At 60.5% G+C, this 12,990-nt stretch carries 17 protein-coding genes; 2 read left to right on the top strand and 15 right to left on the bottom strand.

Features of this window, described 5'->3' with window-relative positions:
- Positions 1 to 2 precede the first annotated feature (2 nt).
- The 3 genes from ABFG95_RS12120 to ABFG95_RS12110 all read right to left on the bottom strand — a co-directional run bounded on the left by ABFG95_RS12120 (position 3) and on the right by ABFG95_RS12110 (position 2,562).
- Positions 3 to 998: an HNH endonuclease signature motif containing protein gene (locus ABFG95_RS12120; RefSeq protein ID WP_348995954.1), complete on the bottom strand. Its 996-nt coding sequence runs from the start codon at positions 996 to 998 to the stop codon at positions 3 to 5.
- Between the two features lie 3 nt (positions 999 to 1,001).
- Positions 1,002 to 1,352, bottom strand: a complete 351-nt coding sequence (locus tag ABFG95_RS12115) for a nucleotide pyrophosphohydrolase (RefSeq protein ID WP_348996046.1) — start codon at positions 1,350 to 1,352, stop codon at positions 1,002 to 1,004.
- A 193-nt stretch (positions 1,353 to 1,545) separates the two neighbouring features.
- Positions 1,546 to 2,562 (bottom strand): amino acid ABC transporter substrate-binding protein, encoded by a 1,017-nt coding sequence (locus tag ABFG95_RS12110; RefSeq protein WP_064524989.1) that lies wholly within the window; start codon positions 2,560 to 2,562, stop codon positions 1,546 to 1,548.
- A gap of 293 nt (positions 2,563 to 2,855) precedes the next feature.
- Between ABFG95_RS12110 and ABFG95_RS12105 the strand changes: the two genes are divergently transcribed.
- Together ABFG95_RS12105 and ABFG95_RS12100 are read left to right on the top strand one after the other, a co-directional pair.
- Positions 2,856 to 3,179, top strand: coding sequence for a YXWGXW repeat-containing protein (locus ABFG95_RS12105; protein ID WP_162876609.1), 324 nt, complete (start codon positions 2,856 to 2,858; stop codon positions 3,177 to 3,179).
- A 59-nt stretch (positions 3,180 to 3,238) separates the two neighbouring features.
- Entirely contained in the window at positions 3,239 to 3,361 is a 123-nt protein-coding gene (locus tag ABFG95_RS12100; protein ID WP_348995953.1) for a hypothetical protein, read from the top strand.
- Between the two features lie 201 nt (positions 3,362 to 3,562).
- On the opposite strand, the gene ABFG95_RS12095 is transcribed toward ABFG95_RS12100, so the two are convergent.
- The 12 genes from ABFG95_RS12095 to ABFG95_RS12040 all read right to left on the bottom strand — a co-directional run bounded on the left by ABFG95_RS12095 (position 3,563) and on the right by ABFG95_RS12040 (position 12,704).
- The gene (locus ABFG95_RS12095) at positions 3,563 to 4,237 is read right to left on the bottom strand and encodes an Eco29kI family restriction endonuclease (RefSeq protein ID WP_238909429.1); all 675 of its coding nucleotides are present in this window, start codon (positions 4,235 to 4,237) and stop codon (positions 3,563 to 3,565) included.
- The gene (locus tag ABFG95_RS12090) at positions 4,234 to 5,454 is read right to left on the bottom strand and encodes a DNA cytosine methyltransferase (RefSeq protein ID WP_238909474.1); all 1,221 of its coding nucleotides are present in this window, start codon (positions 5,452 to 5,454) and stop codon (positions 4,234 to 4,236) included. Before ABFG95_RS12090 ends, ABFG95_RS12095 begins: the two co-directional genes overlap by 4 nt.
- Positions 5,454 to 5,885, bottom strand: a complete 432-nt coding sequence (locus tag ABFG95_RS12085) for a very short patch repair endonuclease (RefSeq protein ID WP_269888850.1) — start codon at positions 5,883 to 5,885, stop codon at positions 5,454 to 5,456. Before ABFG95_RS12085 ends, ABFG95_RS12090 begins: the two co-directional genes overlap by 1 nt.
- Before the next feature lie 465 nt (positions 5,886 to 6,350).
- Positions 6,351 to 7,385 carry an integrase gene (locus tag ABFG95_RS12080; protein WP_348995952.1) on the bottom strand — a complete coding sequence of 345 codons (1,035 nt, stop codon included), beginning with the start codon at positions 7,383 to 7,385 and terminating at the stop codon, positions 6,351 to 6,353.
- Between the two features lie 219 nt (positions 7,386 to 7,604).
- On the bottom strand, positions 7,605 to 8,231 hold the full coding sequence (locus ABFG95_RS12075) for a hypothetical protein (RefSeq protein ID WP_348995951.1): 627 nt from the start codon (positions 8,229 to 8,231) through the stop codon (positions 7,605 to 7,607).
- A gap of 72 nt (positions 8,232 to 8,303) precedes the next feature.
- Positions 8,304 to 9,020, bottom strand: coding sequence for a BRO family protein (locus ABFG95_RS12070; protein ID WP_348995950.1), 717 nt, complete (start codon positions 9,018 to 9,020; stop codon positions 8,304 to 8,306).
- A gap of 366 nt (positions 9,021 to 9,386) precedes the next feature.
- Complete coding sequence (locus ABFG95_RS12065) at positions 9,387 to 10,805, bottom strand: DNA cytosine methyltransferase (protein WP_348995949.1); 1,419 nt, start codon at positions 10,803 to 10,805, stop codon at positions 9,387 to 9,389.
- A gap of 118 nt (positions 10,806 to 10,923) precedes the next feature.
- The gene (locus ABFG95_RS12060; RefSeq protein ID WP_348995948.1) at positions 10,924 to 11,232 is read right to left on the bottom strand and encodes a hypothetical protein; all 309 of its coding nucleotides are present in this window, start codon (positions 11,230 to 11,232) and stop codon (positions 10,924 to 10,926) included.
- Positions 11,229 to 12,023 carry a ParB/RepB/Spo0J family partition protein gene (locus ABFG95_RS12055; protein ID WP_348995947.1) on the bottom strand — a complete coding sequence of 265 codons (795 nt, stop codon included), beginning with the start codon at positions 12,021 to 12,023 and terminating at the stop codon, positions 11,229 to 11,231. The genes ABFG95_RS12060 and ABFG95_RS12055 overlap by 4 nt, the downstream gene beginning before the upstream one ends.
- Positions 12,024 to 12,058: 35 nt before the next feature.
- Positions 12,059 to 12,343: a hypothetical protein gene (locus tag ABFG95_RS12050; protein ID WP_348995946.1), complete on the bottom strand. Its 285-nt coding sequence runs from the start codon at positions 12,341 to 12,343 to the stop codon at positions 12,059 to 12,061.
- Positions 12,340 to 12,576 (bottom strand): hypothetical protein, encoded by a 237-nt coding sequence (locus ABFG95_RS12045; RefSeq protein ID WP_348995945.1) that lies wholly within the window; start codon positions 12,574 to 12,576, stop codon positions 12,340 to 12,342. Before ABFG95_RS12045 ends, ABFG95_RS12050 begins: the two co-directional genes overlap by 4 nt.
- Positions 12,573 to 12,704: a hypothetical protein gene (locus tag ABFG95_RS12040; RefSeq protein ID WP_348995944.1), complete on the bottom strand. Its 132-nt coding sequence runs from the start codon at positions 12,702 to 12,704 to the stop codon at positions 12,573 to 12,575. Before ABFG95_RS12040 ends, ABFG95_RS12045 begins: the two co-directional genes overlap by 4 nt.
- Positions 12,705 to 12,990: the final 286 nt, after the last annotated feature.

Here is a 12,990-nt window from a genome sequence, read left to right as displayed (position 1 = left end):
GTTCAGAGCACCAGGTCGTACTTGAGCGCCAGCGCGTCCGGACTGGGCCGATTGACCCGGTCCATCGGAGCCCGTATGGTCTGGCCGCGATACTGCTCATAGATGGTGCCGAGCAATTTCTCGTGCAGATGTATCTTCCCGTCGGGAGCGATCCTGAAGAATCCCAGATCAAATAGCGTGTGGATGTCGGCACGTAGCAGGAGACCGTTTTGCACCACATTGGAATCCGTGCCCAGGTACGGGGCAATGTGAGCCGCTTCGAGGACAGCCTCAACCGCGCAGTCCGTCACGACGCATCGGCCGTCATAGGCCTTGAGCAGCTTTCGCCGGAACACTGGCTGTCCCTGCCGGCGAACGATTTCCTGGATCACTTTTCTGCGGCCATCAACCATGTCTTCAGGATTGAAGGCTTCGTGGGCGCTGGCTTCTGCTTCAGCCTGTCCCAGCTCGCGCTCCACGTGGGATGCGGGGATCTTTTGATTGAAGACCTGTTGGACAAAGGCGTCCAGACTGCCGTAGACATCGAGAATCGCTTGCACTTTGGCGTCGGAAATGCGGGTAAAGCCCCGATAGCCTTTGTTGAGATAATTGACCACCGGTTCGCTCATCACGTTGACGGCAACAGGTTGTGGGCGATTCAGCAGGTACATGTACTGCCAGGTCTCACCGGCGTCGTTCTTGCCCCAGATCCTGTTGGCCAACGGAGCGTTGGTGAATTTTGCGATGATCGAGGATAGGAACTGGTACCCGTTGTCATATACGGCAAGCACCAAATCGCCGACCTGCATCGCTTCCCAGGTCCGCTTGTTGACAGGGCCGGGTACGGCACCCCATGCATGGAAGCCTTCGGAATCGGGGATCAGGGATTGATAGTAAGCACCCTGATCATCCGGCAGTTCCTCTCCCAGCCACGCAATCGGGACTGCGTTGAGAATGGAGTCCCTAAGATGCCCGCGCGCGTGTCTGTCACCCGCGGTAAAAATGAAGATCTGGCGCATGGATCAGTAGTCCGAGTATTTTTTGGACTTGCCCTTTACCTTGTCCGCCGGGTATTTCTGTGCGTTTTTTTGCAGTTTCTGGGTGACGGCCTCATTCAGATCGACACCAAGGGTGGATGACAGCCGTACCAGATAAAGAAGGACATCCGCGAGCTCATCCTTGACGGCCTGGACCGTTGCGGGGTTCGTGCCCGCGTTTTTGGAATCGGCCTCGCTCATCCACTGAAAGATCTCGGAGAGCTCGCCTACTTCCCCGGTCAAAGCCATGACGAGGTTCTTCGGGGAGTGGAATTGTTCCCAGTCGCGGTCCTTGGCGAATTGGTCTTGCGCGGCCGTCAGGCGTGCAATATCGATAAGAGGTCCGCTCGGCGTTTTGTCGTCGGTGTCCGTCACATCTTTCCTTTGGTCCGATACTTGGTTTCAGGAAAGCATGTTACTCGGTCTTACGATGAGGGTAGTGCGGAGGGCTTTGCGACACGGCGCCTACCTATATGCGGGATACAAAAAAAGGGCGCCTGATGCGCCCTTTCTCTATCTCATGATCGCGTCACCGCACCGGCCACCCATACATCAACCCGCCATTCCGATACGACGCGTTCAACCCCCGCGACAGCTTCAGCGGGCTGCCGGCCCCCAGATTCTTCTCGAAGCTCTCGCCGTAATTGCCGATCTGCTTGATGACGTTGTAGGCCCACTTATCATCCACGCCCAGGTTCTTGCCCATGCCCGGCGTCACGCCCAGCAGACGCTGCACGTTGGGGTTGGTGCTCTTGAGCATCTCGTCCACGTTCTTCGAGGTGACGCCGTATTCCTCGGCTTCCAGCATCGCGAACAGGGTCCAGCGGACCACGTTGAACCATTGCTCGTCGCCCTGGCGCACCATGGGACCCAGCGGTTCCTTGGAGAAGTTCTCCGGCAGGATGTCGTATTTCTCGGGGTTTTCGAGATTGGTGCGGGCCGCGGCCAGTTGCGACTTGTCGCCGGTGAAGGCGTCGCAGCGGCCCACCGCGAAGGCGCGGACGATTTCATCCATGCGCTCGACCACCACCGGCTTGAAGGCGATGTTCTGCGAGCGGAACCAGTCGGACAGATTCAGTTCGGTGGTGGTGCCGGGCTGCACGCAGACGGTGGCGCCGTCCAGCTCCTTGGCGCTTTTCACGTTCAGCGACTTGTTCACCATGATGCCCTGGCTGTCGTAGTAGTTCACGCCCACGCCGATCAGGCCCAGGGTGGTGTCGCGCGTCATGACCAGGGTGGTGTTGCGCGGCAGGACGTCGACTTCGCCGGACTGCAGGGCGGTGAAGCGCTGCACCGCGCTGACGGCCATGATCTTGGACTTGGAGGCATCGCCGAACATGGTCACGGCCAGCGCGCGGCACAGGTCCACGTCCAGGCCCGTCCAGCCGCCCTTGCTGTCATTGACCGAGAAGCCGGCCACGCCGGTGGACACGCCGCACTGCACGAAGCCTTTGTTCTTGACGTTCTCGAACGTCGCGCCCGCGCTGGCGCCCCACGACGAGAGAAGAAGCGCGGCGCCTGCCGCGACGGTAGTCAGTGCTTTCATGGTGTCTCCGCGCGGGCGCGCAACTTATGGGTCTATGTCCGCCGACAGGCGGAAATGCGGCGAATGGTATCGGCCGGGCCTGGGGCGGAGAATCAGGGAATTCCCGTTAAATCCACTGGGCGGAATTTACGGGGCCGGATGGCGCCAGCGAGGACCGCTGGCGTGAGGAGCGCCACTGCGGAAATCCACTGAAACCGTCTGCCCCCGGCGCGTAACCATTTCGATAATTCCTTCCGCGCACACTGCCCTCACCGCGTCCGCATCGGCTGACGCGATTGCGAGGGAGATGCATCATGAAGAGTCTAGTCAAAGCCGCCATGACCGCGGGTGCCGCGGCGGTCCTGTCCCTGGGGGCGCTCGCCGTGCCCGGCGTCGCGCAGGCCGGCGTGGCCATCAGCATCGACGTGGCGCCGCCGCCGCCCCGGGTGGAAGTCGTGCCGCCGCCGCGCGTGGGCTATGTGTGGGCGCCGGGCCATTGGGAATGGGTGGGCGGCCGCCATGCCTGGATCGAGGGCGCCTGGCTGCCGGCGCGGCCGGGCTATGTGTATCACGGGCCTGAGTGGCGCCAGCGGCATGGGCATTGGGTGTATTACGAGGGGCGCTGGGGGCGGTATTGAGATTGCGCCAGGCGTGAAGCAATGATCACGCTCAGGCGGAGAGGGGTTGCACGCGGATCGTGATCTCTCGCGCCGGCGCGCCGGCCGCCAACCCAAGCTACCAGACGCTGCGCCGGGTCATGGATGCATTGGGCGTATCGCTCACGGCCGTCGCCAAGGGCAAGGACACCGCGCACGCATAGCGCCGCGCAAACAAAAAGCCGCTCTGCGTGGCAGGAGCGGCTTTTTCAATCTTGTGCCCGGGGCCGGAATCGAACCGGGCGGGATTTTGAGTCGGTGTGTTTGAGTCGCTGAATCTTGCATCCTAGCTGTGGCCGCACCTTTGCGCTTGGCCAGGCATCACGCATCCATGCGTTGTGCGTTCCATAACTCGAAAGTGCTCTTTAAATGTCATGACGACCAACAAAGTGCGGTGTTTCTGGCAACACAATGTTAGCTAAGTGATTCCTTACCTCGCTCGCAATCTCTGCTTGGGATTCACTGCGTTCCTTGCACTTCATGGCCCACATGCGTCCAGGGTGCAGCGTATCCCATCGCGGCCGAAGGCCGTTGTAGCGACCCGAGCCAGGATCATGGTTTCCAAATCCCTCCACGATCAGGTTCCATAGTGGGGAAAATTTAGCAATCATCAGGGACTCACCCAGTGGAATCCAAATCTCATCTACCACCAAATAACGGCACGTGAAATCGTCAATGCTAAGGGTATTAGTTGCTTCGACAGACTCGGCATGCTCCTGCAAGCGTGAGAATAGCGCTCTCGACTTGGTCGGGTCGGGCAGTACCTTGCCTTTGCGGGCTCCTTGCGGTACTGCCTTGCCGACGTAAATGGGAATGCTTGGACTGCTTGAGTCCATTTGATTTGGCTTGGAGATCGGACCATAGGCTTCATGCTTGCCATGGTAGTAAATAGCGTAGATACCGGCACCAAAAAACGACTTTAATGAGCCTAGAGGATGAGCTGGCTGGCTGACCAAGGCCTCTGCAACGCTGGCTCCTAGATTTTTCTTGTCCAGTGGATTGAAAGGAACGATTTCTGCTGTGTGGGATTTATTATTCATGCAGCCGATTTCTTCTTGTTTGTGTTTAGGTTGACTTGGATCTGGTGCAGTTCACTGTGGATTAGCGCTTCTGCTACTGATGACGCCACAATGCGTGCGAGCGCCACGGGCACAGCATTACCCAGCTGGCGCATGGTTTCCGTCCATGATCCATGAAAAACGTAGCCGTCGGGAAATGTCTGAATGCGGGCCGTTTCGCGCGCGGTGAAGTAACGCACACTACCATCGGTTAGTACCATCATGTTTTCGCCACCGGGCACGCCATGATCGCCGGCCTTAATGGTCTTCGCAGGCTGATCCAAAGGGCTTCCAGTATGTCCAGGGTAGATTTTCGCACCATCCTGGAATTTATGGTCACGGATTCTGGCGGCTTCGTGCGATCGAGGGTTAGGCAGATCGGCAATAGCGTCGCGCACCGTGCGCCACGGCAAGGTCGAGGGAGGCTTGGCCGTCAGGGCTTGGATACGCTTGGCCAACTTGACGGGCTGCATAGGGCGATTATTCCTCGCGATCTTGTGACGATCCCAGTACTCACCGGTTATCCATTGAGCATATATTAGAGCGTCTTCGCTGTGTGTTGCATCGGGAAAATGCCAGTCGATGTCAAGGTCCGAGCGGGTGCCCACAATGAAAACACGTTCCCGCTTTTGGGGCACGCCATAGTCCGCCGCATTCACGAGGGTAGCGGTCACATTGTAGGTAAGTCCAGTTTCATGCATGCGGCCACTTGTTTTCTCGGCCTGCAAGCGCATCAAATGGTCAAACCAGGACTCTTCCTCGTGGCGAGGAGCCTCCGGAAACTCTAATTGCAGCTTGATGTATTCGAAGTAATTCGCAAAGCTTGATCGGGTGAGTCCCTTCACATTTTCCACAATGAAGGTCTTGGGGCGGAGCGTACGTACGATTTGCACCGTGGCCGGGAACATATCGCGTTTGTCGTCATGAGCCCTGTGTTTGCCACCCATCGAGAATGGTTGGCATGGGGGGCCTCCCGCTAATAGCTCGATATCCTGCGGGATATCGGACCAATCGACTGCGCGCACATCTCCTTCACTCAAGGGCCAGTTGCAAACCAACGGGTAGCCGCGGCGCTGATTCTCGCGCACTGTGTCGCAAGCCCATTTGTCCCATTCCACCACTGCCAGGGACCTAAATCCAGCCAGACTCACGCCCATCGCCAGACCGCCAGCTCCAGCGAATAGCTCCACCGCTCGCATCATTTCATTTCTCCTGCGTCTTCATTCAGGAATGTCATAAGTCGAGTCAGAACACTTTCCATATCACGCAACTCACATTCCCATACCACCAATACTTTCCAACCCATCGCACCTAGCTGTTCGAGCTTCATTGCGTCACGAGTGCGGTTCCCTTCCAGCTTTGCCCGCCAGAAGTCGAGATTCGACTTTGGCATGCGCGCGAGCGCACACGCGTCACCATGCATGTGCCAGAAACAGCCGTGCACGAATACGATCTTTCGTCGGCTAGGAAAGACCAGGTCGGGCTTTCCCGGCAGACGTTTGTCGTGCAGTCGATATCTAAATCCGCGTGCGTGGAGTGCCTTGCGAATGCTCAGCTCGGGCTTCGTGTCACGGCCCCGTATGCGTGCCATGCGTTCAGAGCGTTGTTCGGGGGAGAGTGTATCAATCACTGTAATTTTGTCCAGTGCTTCCCCGCCATCCTCGGATGTGTCTGGCGGCTCGCCATTCAGCAGGAGAAGGCGAACATTGTGCGCTCGCGGCACGCGGTGGAGTGGCATCGAATGTTAGCGCATGGCAACGGTCACAGGTTATGGAGGACTTGGCTATAGCATCCATGAGCTCGCGGTGCGTCGACGGAACAGTCGTATGTGTCGTGAGTCTTGATCGCTGCGTGGTTACGACACGAGGCTGCTAGTACCAGCTTGGCGATATGGGACTGAAATCCGGCTAGGCTTATTGGAAATACTAGGGATTTCTGAGATGGTGCCCGGGGCCGGAATCGAACCGGCACGCCTTGCGGCGGGGGATTTTGAGTCCCGCTAGCGTTGCTAGAAAATACGCGGGTTTCAAGCCGATTCGTTCCGCATTTTTGGGGGTTGGTCTCCCTGGAGAGAAAGGAAAAAGCGGAACGGATTTTAGCGTACCGGCTTCAGCAGTGCGGCCCTTGTTCTGTAATGCTTCCTTGTAAGGCTGACGCTGCTGTGTTGTAGCAACTGGCTGGCGGCTTCGTCGCTTTCCGACAGGTCGCCGGCGCGCTTGCGCATGTCGCGCAAGATCATTGAGCGGATTTCCTCGGCAAGCTGTGCTTCGCCGGCCGCCTCCGCGTTCACCGCAGCCCATTCGCGGGCGAATTCCCAGCGGTTGCGCAGCATCGTATAGGTCACCGGGCGGCCGGTCGCTGTCGTGAGCAACATTTGGTGGTGGGCACGTACGGCTCGCCGCCGCCTGATAAGCGCCGGCAGCACTTCAGACAAGGACACGTCGAAGTCGGCCTTCTTCCCCGTCTTGCTGGCCTTCAGGCGCAGCAAATCGCCGTCCGGCAGCGGGACGTTGATTGCATCCTTGATTCGCATGCCCGTGGCCGTGGCGATATCCATCGCGTCTTGCAAGACCTGGTCCCCGGCGTGATATACCGCGTCGAATAGATCATCCGTCACCTCGAATTCGCGGGCGTTCTCGGGGTTCTTCCAACGTGACCTTTCCAGGCCCGCCGCTGGCCAATGCACTGTCGTGTAGCCTTCTTTGCGCGCCCAGTTCCAGACGATTTGAAGCAGGGCCATCTCACGGTTTCCGCGCGTCTTTGCAGTCCGCCGGCGCAGGTAGCCCGTAAGGTGTATGAGCTCCACCGATTCCCAGGTAGCGGGACCAAAGACCGGTCGCAGCTGTCGTAGACACTTCGAATAGCCGTCCCGGGTTTCGTCGTTTTTATAGGAAAGCAGGCCGGTATCTTTGTCGGCCTCCCAGGCTGAGAACGCCTGTTCAAGGGTGCCGACGACGCGCGCGGCACCCTTGCGGATTTCTTCCCACTTTGCCACGGCCTGGTCATAGTCCGTACCCAGCGGGATATCCTTTTCGCCGTCCTGGCGACGGTCGTAGAAGTAGTACGTGACGACGCGCCCACTTTTTCGCTTGCGCGTGTGGGTGCGCAAATTCTGAAACTTGTTGGTCATTTCACGGCAGATAAATTGGGGGCGGAATGTCTAGGCAGTTCCCGACCTTCTACCCAGGCCGTGACATGGGAAACCAACACAACATTTCGTTTGCGCACCACCTTGTACGGGATGCGGTATTCATCCAGCACTCTTTGCTGGGCGGATGCCTGGGCGTACCCAGTCAGGCGTTGCAGCGCTGTATCGGATAGGATTGGGTCCATATCGCCTCCCGAGTCATTAGCCGCCCAGGGGGCGGCGCACGCCCTGTTGCTTGAGGGCACGGATAGCTGCGTCGATCAGACGAGGCGTGCGGTGTGCAGGGTCGGGCGTGTCAGCCTCCGGCATGCGGATGTATCCAAACTCGATGCCGTTGCGGATGAACCGCTGTGCGGCCTCCAGGGCCTCCAGCGCCGCATTGCGCACGTCCTCGGCGCTGGGCTGGGGCGCGGCATGCAGGAATAGCGGCTCCGGCTCTTCGCCGAGTGCGCAGTAGCTGCGCGCCTCGACCACATCGAAGAACAGCATGCAGGGGGAGCCTTCCTCGTCCAGCGTCAGGTAGGCCGCCGGCTGCGCGTCCCCGGCTACAGGGGCGCTTGCCAGGGGTGCGGCGAGCCGGCACGACGGACACCCGGCACCCTGGAACGCCGCACCGCAGTTGGCGCAGCGATGAGTCAACGGCACATTGGCTACCTGGGCGCGCAGCTTGGCCAGCACGGCGCCCTCGAAGGCGCGAAACATCGGCAGCAGTGACACACTGCGGCGCCCGTGCATGGCGCCAATTGCCAGGATCTCGGGGTCCGTCAGCACGCGCTGGGTGATGTCGTCTTGTTCGGCCGCCTGGGCGGCGTTGTTCTGGTTGATCATATTTCCCTCGTATTGGGCAATAGAATCCCCGCCCGCGCCGTTTGGGCGGGTAGGGTATGGGTGGTGTGGGGTTTACCGCTGGGGGCGGTGAGAAACGCTCTTTTCCAGCCGATCGAGGCAGGCGCGGCCGAGCTTCACCAGGTCGGCGTCAGTGGGCGTCAACCCGCCGGGGGTGGCGATCATGTCGGCCAAGCGGTCGAGGGTGCCGATGATGGCACCCCGCGGCAGGGCAGAGGCCCACGGCTCGTATCCTTGTTCATCGCGCCCCGATGGCGCTTGACGCAGGCCGAACGCCCAGCGGCTACCCTGGATATCCTCTGCGCCGGCCAGCACGGCTTGCAGGACGGTCCTGTAGGCGATGGCGGCTACCTCGGCGGCCATGGTCTGAGCCAGGGCCGCGCGGGCAGGGGCGGCGTACATGCCCGTCCTGCGGATGCTGGGGAGCACTTCATGCGTGACCCAGCGGCGGAAACGGTGCGGCAGTGTTCCTGGCTTGATCGCATCCCGGCAACGCAGAACCAGGGTGTCTAGGCCGGGCCTGGAAATGATGGCGACGGATTGATCGCCGCCGCCGCGTCCTTTTGCGTCACTGGAAAGGGTCTGCGTTGAATGCAGACCCTTTTCATCGGCATCAAGTCTACGGATTGCCGTCGTCTCAAGATTCAGTGCCCGGCATACATCAGCAGCGACGAACCACGGTTCGCCGTCACGCATGACGACGCGCACGGGATGAGCTTCAAATGTGAAGGCCGGGGGTGTGAGCGCGAGTGCGCGGGTAGGTTCGGCCATGGGATGACCTCCATTGCGAGCGGTAGTAACACCGCCTTCCCGACGCCAATCGGGCGGGCGGAACCGTGCAGGTTGGCGTACCGGGCAATGGAACCGGCGAGCCTTGCGGCTCCCCGCACGGCCCGCCCAAAGAGGGCTTGCCATGCTGCGGAAAAAAAGACGCCACAAAACTTCTGTGGCGGTTCATCCGCCATTGCTCTGGGACGCCAATCCCAGTCTCGCTGTTGATGCAGCGATGAGCAGACGGTAAACCCGTGGCAGGCGGACGCGAAGGTCAAAGCGTCCGATTGATTCGGGTGTAATCTTGCATATCAGCCGCTCAAAATGCTAGGACGGGTGGCTTATGGAAATGGCACATTGCGCTGCTTATGGCCTGGATAGCCGGGCTACCTCTAGTAGTGCATTGACCAGGTCAATACGTTCGCCGATCCAACGGACGTTGGTAACGCACCAGCTATTGCCCAGCGCCTTGTAGCGCGGGCCGTCCGCATCCCGTACACGCCATTTCCCGCTGCCTCTGGCGCGCCGTACTTGCAGGCCATCAGCTGCGCACTGTTCGGGCGTTTCGGTGGCGTCCATGGGCCGCCATCCGTCCCAGCCGGGTATGCGCGTGTAGCCCCTTGGAAAAGCCTGGAGGGCTTCGCATTCCTCGGGCGTTAGACGGCGTACCTGCGTGCCCAATAGCGCGCCATTGTGTCGCCGAGGCCCGTTGTTGCTGTCCAGGGGCGCATGCACGTCGTCAATGCGTACCCCACTTTGGCTTGACTGGAACGCCACCACCTGTTGGTGGCGGCCGATGGCTTGGCCGCCAGCGTGAGGCATCGCAACATAGGTTTGTTGCTTGGCGCCGGGTTCCGCAGCGAGCGCCCCTGCCACATTCATGAGTCGCACTTCGTCGCGTTGGTTCTGGGCAAAGCCTATGGGTACTAGCGGCGTACCCCGGCCGGTGCCGTCCTCGCTCGCGTCGAAACCTTCGCCACGCAGGCTGTGCGCGATCAAGGTTTCCGATGATGGGTCGAACCGGGAAGTGCCATACGAGCCCGTGGTGAGGCACTTCGCCACGAGCAAGCCAGCGTGCGCATCCTGCTGCGTGGCGCTTCCTGCGGCTCGGGCGTTGCCTTGCAGGGTGCCGGCGACGAGGCCGCCGTCGCAGTCGAAGTCGGTCCCGAGTCCGCCACCGCCTTGAGCGCGTGCGCTAAGGGTCGGGGAAGGGACTTTCCCCGCCTCGCGGCTCGGCGCAGGATTCCCCGACAAGCTGTAGCGCTCAAATAGAACCGCTGCGGCACTTCGCCAGTCTCCAAGATATCCGACAACGAAGACACGACGGCGCCGCTGGGGTACTCCAAAGTATTGAGCGTCAAGAACTCGGTAGGCGTACCCATACCCGAGTTGGCCCAGCATCCCGAGGAAGGTTCCAAAGTCCCTGCCTTCGTTGCTCGACAAGACACCGGGGACGTTCTCCCATACCAACCACTTGGGGCGGTACTTTGCAGCAATGGCACCAAAGGTAAGCATGAGGTCGCCACGCGGGTCATCCAGTCCTTTTCGGAGTCCTGCGACGCTGAAAGATTGGCATGGGGTTCCGCCGCAAAGAAGGTCAATAGAGGCATCAGGCCATTCCTTGTATTTGGTCATATCGCCCCAGTTGGGCGTATCGGGGTAGTGGTGGGCGAGGACAGCGCAGGGGAACGGCTCAATTTCGCTGAAGGCGACCGCCTTCCATCCGAGAGGGTTCCACGCAACACTGGCCGCCTCGATGCCGCTGCACACGCTAAGAAACCGCATGCTCACCTCCCCATGCTTTGGCGGAGCTTTTCGCGCTTGTCGAGATAGGCGCGGATGAACGTGACAACCGAGCAGTACGCGCAGCCGGCTCCGAAGCCAAGAGTGAAATGGAGCCAATTCACGATGCGCCTCCGGTGTTCTGCCCCCCCTGGGCGGGGGCGAGCTCGACATGCGCCGCCCACCACTTGGCGCACTTCCCGGATGCTTTGTTGCACACCACAATTCGCACTCCGCGCGCATCCCAACCGGTGACTACGCCGAGGAATGAGCCGCGGCGATGGACGACACGCACTTCGGCATCTAGGGGATAGGAACGTTTAAGGGATTCCAGCAATGCCGCCTCGGCTGCGCGGAATGCGATAAAGGCTCTCTCGACTGCGAGGCTATAGCCGGGGGCGTGGCCTTCCCAATACGATTGCGTGGTCATGCTTTTTCTCCTTGTTCCTCGCCGATAACCCAGCGCAGGGCGGCGGCGTACTCGCCCTGGGACGTTTCCAGGGCGGTCAAGATGTGTTTGCGGGATTTCATGCGGGGGCGGTCGCCCATGACGGCGGCTTGCTTGCGGCTGCGCTCATGCGGCTTGGCATCCTTGCCCGCTTCGACCAGTTCGGCCACCTTGGCGCGTTGCTCATCGGGCTTAAGTTTCGCCAGGGCTTTGGCATGGGTAAGGGTGATTTGCCCGGCCTCGACGGCGTTTTGTACGGCCTGGGGGCTATCCAGTAGCGCCAGGGTGTCGCGCACGGTGGTGGCGGAGCAGTTATAGATAATGGCGATTTGGTCTTCACCTTTGCCTAGGGCAAGGTGGCGGCGCATCTTCTCGGCGCGTCCGAGTGGCGTATCTGCTGTGCGCGCTTCGTTTTCGCTAACGATGGCGTCGAGGGCGTCTTTGCGCTTGCCGTGCCACACGATAGCGGGAACGAGTCTCGGCTCTACGCCGCGTTCGCGCCGCCATTGGTTGCTGAGTCGTGCGGCCTTGACCCGCGACCGGCCGAAAACGACTTCGGTTTCGCCCGTCTCGGGATTTTTGGAGACCCCGATGGGTTCTAGAACGCCCTGGAAGTCGATGTTGCGGGCCAGGGCTTCGTCTACGGGTAGATGGACTCGCGGATCATAGAGGGGGCTCGATTCGTCGGTAACGAGAGTGAGCTTGTCAGGGTCGAAGGTGAGCAAATTGCTTTGCCCATCGGCGCCGTAAACGTCCTTTGATTTTTTCGCCATGTTGCTTCCATTGATGTGGGGGAATTTCGGTTGCGTCAGCGGTTGGCTACGCGTGTGTTGGGGATGGCCCGGCCAGCGTTGGGGACGCCTCGCCAGATGTTCGAGACCGTGCCGCGAGATATGTGGAATTGCTCGGCAAGCGCGTAGACCGTCACCACGCCGCGCATGTCGTTGATGTAGGCAATCTGTTCATCGCCCAAGGGGGCGCCCGGCTCGGGCGGTGGGGGTATTTCGAATTCCGGGTGCAGGTAGGGCACCGGGGGCGGGATAGGTGGGAGCCAGCCATTCCGATCGCGCACGATGAATTCAATTCCGTTCATAGCGCGATGTGCAGAAGCCATCCGAGAATCTGGCGGCCGAAAAGGCAGAACGCCGCCAGGGCGATGCCAGCCGGCCACCCGATCCAAGGCGGAATATCTGCGTCCTGGCTCCAATTGCCTTTGCCGGCGTGGTCACGGGGTGCGATGAAGTCGCCCAGCTTGCGAGCCGCCTTGGCGACGATGCGTAGGGGGCGGATGCGTGCCGGGGGCGCGCTTGCGCTGACGGTGTTCATTGGGTGGCGCTCCAGGGGTCGGCCGCGACATAGCGGCGGATGCAGTAGTTGCCGATGGGGACCAGAGCCACCGCCACCAGGGCGAGCAGCGCCAGGCCCCACCAGATGGCGGGGATAGTTGAGGGCATAGGGATGGGCGCGGTGTGCGCGGTGGTGGGGCTTCGGAGAGCAGGCCGGAAGGCCCGATCAGTTCACTTCCAGGATGAAAGTCACTTTTTGCGCCGGTGACGAAGCGGCGCCGGCCCGCTCTCCGAAGCCGCCCCGGCGTGCGGGGCATGGCTTGCGGTGCTACTTGCTGATGCCGCTTCCGAAATTGAAGGCGTCGATGAGTTCTTCGATAAAGCGGATGATCATTGCAACCATGGGTAGTTCCGTCCGATTTTTCTAATCTTGCGGGTGGCGCTGAGACACTCT

Origin of the sequence: Achromobacter sp. HNDS-1, assembly GCF_040084795.1 — a bacterium.
Taxonomy (GTDB): Bacteria; Pseudomonadota; Gammaproteobacteria; order Burkholderiales; family Burkholderiaceae_B; genus Achromobacter; species Achromobacter ruhlandii.
This window is presented reverse-complemented; position numbering and strand designations above follow the sequence as displayed.